Genomic DNA, 3,019 nt, shown 5'->3' with positions numbered 1-3,019 from the left:
CGACGTCGACGCCGCGCATCGACGTGGCGTTGTCTGCGGCAAACGCCAGGGACGTCAGGCAGCTCGCCAGGATGGCGAGGCTAAGTTTCAGTGGCTTGTTCATGATTGGCGTTCCCTCCACGTCAAAGGTTTGTTGCAATGGTTCCCGAATACTTCAGTGGCTGCTGGGGCAGGGCGTTGCGGCTTGCGTTCCGTTTTCGGGTGGGTTGTTGAAGCGCATGCCGAAAGCAAAGACGTCTTTCGAGCAGACATCGATACAGCGCCCGCAGTTGGTACAGTTGGCGGCGACGATCACCGGCCCGACGCCCTTGCCAGCTCCCTTGAGGGCCGGACGAATGACCTGCGGTTCCGGGCAGACCTCGAAGCAGTCCATGCAGTCGTTGCAGTCAGCGCGTCGGGATGCCGTGACGCGCAGCGGACTCCACTTGCCGAGCAGGCTGTAGAAGGCGCCGACCGGACAAAGGTGGCCACACCAGCCGCGACTCATCACGAACAGGTCGAACAGGAAAACCGCCAATGTAACCGTCCAGGCCAGACCGAGGCCAAAGATCAGCCCACGCTGCAGCATCGATACCGGATTGACCAGTTCCCAGGCGATCGACCCGGTGAGCCCGGCAAGCAGCAGCGTCATCGCCAGGAGCCAGTAGCGGCTGCTGCGCGCGACGTGTGCGCTACCCTTGATGCCCAGTCGGTCGCGCAACCAGCCGGCCAGGTCGGTGACCGGGTTGAGTGGGCAGACCCAGGCGCAGTACACCCGGCCGCCGACCAGAAAGTAGAAGACGAGTACGATCGATGCTCCGATCAGGCCAAGCCGTTCGGGTCGATGGCCGGCGAGCAGCGACTGCAGCAGCACATAGGGATCGGTCAGCGGCAAGGTGTCGAGCGTCAGGCTGTAGGCCAGATTACCCTTGACGATCCAGATGCCGGCCAGCGGGCCGAGCAGGAACAGGCTCAGGATGGCGAGCTGACAGAAGCGCCGCGCCAGCAGCCAGCGGTGCGCTGCCAGCCAGCCCTTGGCGACGACGGCTTCGGTCCCGGCGCGCATGCCGTTCATCTTGCGGCCTCGCTCGTCAGGCCTTTGGCGGTTGAGGACACGCTGCCCTGGCCGGCCGTCGGGGTGCCGGCGAGTCCGGGCGGCAGGCTGGGGACGAGGTTGTTCTGGCTGCTGCCGGGCATTCCCGCCGGCAGCTTGTCGCTGCCCGGATCGAAGTGTCCTTCGAGCTTCATGCCTTCCGGCAGGCGGTCGGGCAGATCGACCAGCCCCTTGTCCTCGACCAGCGAATGGCCGCCCGCTCTGCTTTTCTCCTCCCAGCCGAGACGGTAGTGTTCGCCCAGTGAGCCCTTGACCAGCTTGGCCGGCAGCACCTTGATCGATGCCTCCTCGGTGACGCAGGCATTTTCGCACTTGCCGCAACCGGTGCAGTGTTCGGAGTGGACGGTCGGGATGAACATCGTGTGCCGACCGGTGCGCGTATTGGGGCGCAACTCGAGGGTGATCGCCTTGTCGATCACCGGGCAGACGCGATAGCAGACATCGCAGCGCAGGCCGAGAAAGTTCAGGCAGGTTTCCTGATCGGAGAGGATGGCAAGGCCCATCCGGGATTGGTTGATGTCGGTCAGGCTGTGATCGAGCGCGCCGGTCGGGCAGGCTTTGACACAGGGAATGTCCTCGCACATTTCGCACGGCCCGCCACGCGCCCTGAAATAGGGAGTGCCGGTGGCGACCGGTGCTTCCGGCCGAGCCAGTTCGAGGATATGGTAGGGGCAGTCGCGTACGCACATGCCGCAGCGGATGCAGGCGCCGAGGAAGGCTTCTTCCGGGCCGGCACCGGGCGGACGGATGGCCAGCGGTGGTTTGGCCAGTGCCTGCTTGCCGTAGCCCGCCAGACACAGACCAACGACGCCCACGCCACAGAGCAGTCGCGCGGAATCGACAACGAACTGCCGGCGTGCCGGCGACAGCATTCTCGCCTGGCTGGACGGGGTGCGACCGGGTTTGTCTTTTGCCTTGGGCATGAGGGCATGACTACTACATGACGAGAAACCGGGGGCGGTTCAGCCGGTGGGCGGGCGATGTGCTGCCCGCCCCGGCACTCCCTGATTATCCGGCTTGGTCGTTCAGGCCTTGACCACCTTGCAGGCGCACTTCTTGAAGTCGGTTTCCTTCGAGATCGGGCAGGTGGCGTCCAGCGTCAGCTTGTTGACCAGGCGGTGCTCGTCGAAGAAGGGCACGAAGACCAGGCCGACCGGCGGCTTGTTGCGGCCCCGCGTTTCCACGCGCAGCTGGATTTCACCGCGTCGGGTGACGGTCTTGACCACGTCACCACGTTGCAGACCCCGTTTCTTGGCATCTTCCGGGTGCATGTAGATCCAGGCATCGGGCATCGCCTTGTAGAGTTCGGGAACGCGTCGCGTCATCGAGCCGGTGTGCCAGTGTTCAAGCACGCGCCCGGTGCACAGCCAGAGGTCGTAGTCCTTGTCCGGCATCTCTGCAGCGGGCTGGTAGGGCAGGGCAAAGATGACCGCCTTGCCGTCGGGATGGCCATAGAACTTTACGCCCTCACCCTTCTTGACATAGGGGTCGTAGCCCTCGCGGAAGCGCCACAGCGTCTCCTTGCCTCCGACCACTGGCCAGCGCAGGCCGCGCGCCTTGTGGTAGGCGTCGAACTCGGCGAGATCGTGCGCATGGCCACGACCAAAGGTGGCGTATTCCTCGAACAGGCCTTTCTGCAGGTAGAAGCCGACTGTCTTCGACTCGTCGTTGTCGAAGCCCTTGTAGGTCTGGCTGAGCGGGAACTTGTTGACCTGCCCATTGGCGAAGAGCACTTCGTACAGCGTCTTGCCCTTGTATTCCGGATTCTTCTCGAGCAGGGCGGCCGGCCACACCTCGTCGGTCGTGAAGCGCTTCGAGAACTCGGTCAGCTGCCAGAGGTCGGACCGGGCCTCGCCGGGCGCGTTCACCAGCTGTCGCCACACGTGCGTGCGGCGCTCGGCATTGCCGTAGGCGCCTTCCTTCTCC

Annotated in this window: 3 protein-coding genes; all 3 read right to left on the bottom strand. The window is 64.5% G+C overall.

Features of this window, described 5'->3' with window-relative positions; genetic code table 11:
- Positions 1 to 154 precede the first annotated feature (154 nt).
- Entirely contained in the window at positions 155 to 1,054 is a 900-nt protein-coding gene (gene napH, locus JNK99_RS16150) for a quinol dehydrogenase ferredoxin subunit NapH (protein WP_291855018.1), read from the bottom strand.
- Positions 1,051 to 1,962, bottom strand: a complete 912-nt coding sequence (gene napG, locus JNK99_RS16145) for a ferredoxin-type protein NapG (protein ID WP_291855021.1) — start codon at positions 1,960 to 1,962, stop codon at positions 1,051 to 1,053. The genes napH and napG overlap by 4 nt, the downstream gene beginning before the upstream one ends.
- Positions 1,963 to 2,118: 156 nt before the next feature.
- A partial coding sequence (locus JNK99_RS16140) for a molybdopterin dinucleotide binding domain-containing protein (RefSeq protein WP_291855015.1) occupies positions 2,119 to 3,019 on the bottom strand: 901 nt, incomplete at its 5' end.

This window comes from Accumulibacter sp. (assembly GCF_016789985.1).
Taxonomy (GTDB): Bacteria; Pseudomonadota; Gammaproteobacteria; order Burkholderiales; family Rhodocyclaceae; genus Accumulibacter.
This window is presented reverse-complemented; position numbering and strand designations above follow the sequence as displayed.

Excerpts from the sequence above, each read along its gene's own strand:
- napH (WP_291855018.1), bottom strand. The coding sequence starts at position 1,054 with ATGAACGGCATGCGCGCCGGGACCGAAGCCGTCGTCGCCAAGGGCTGG.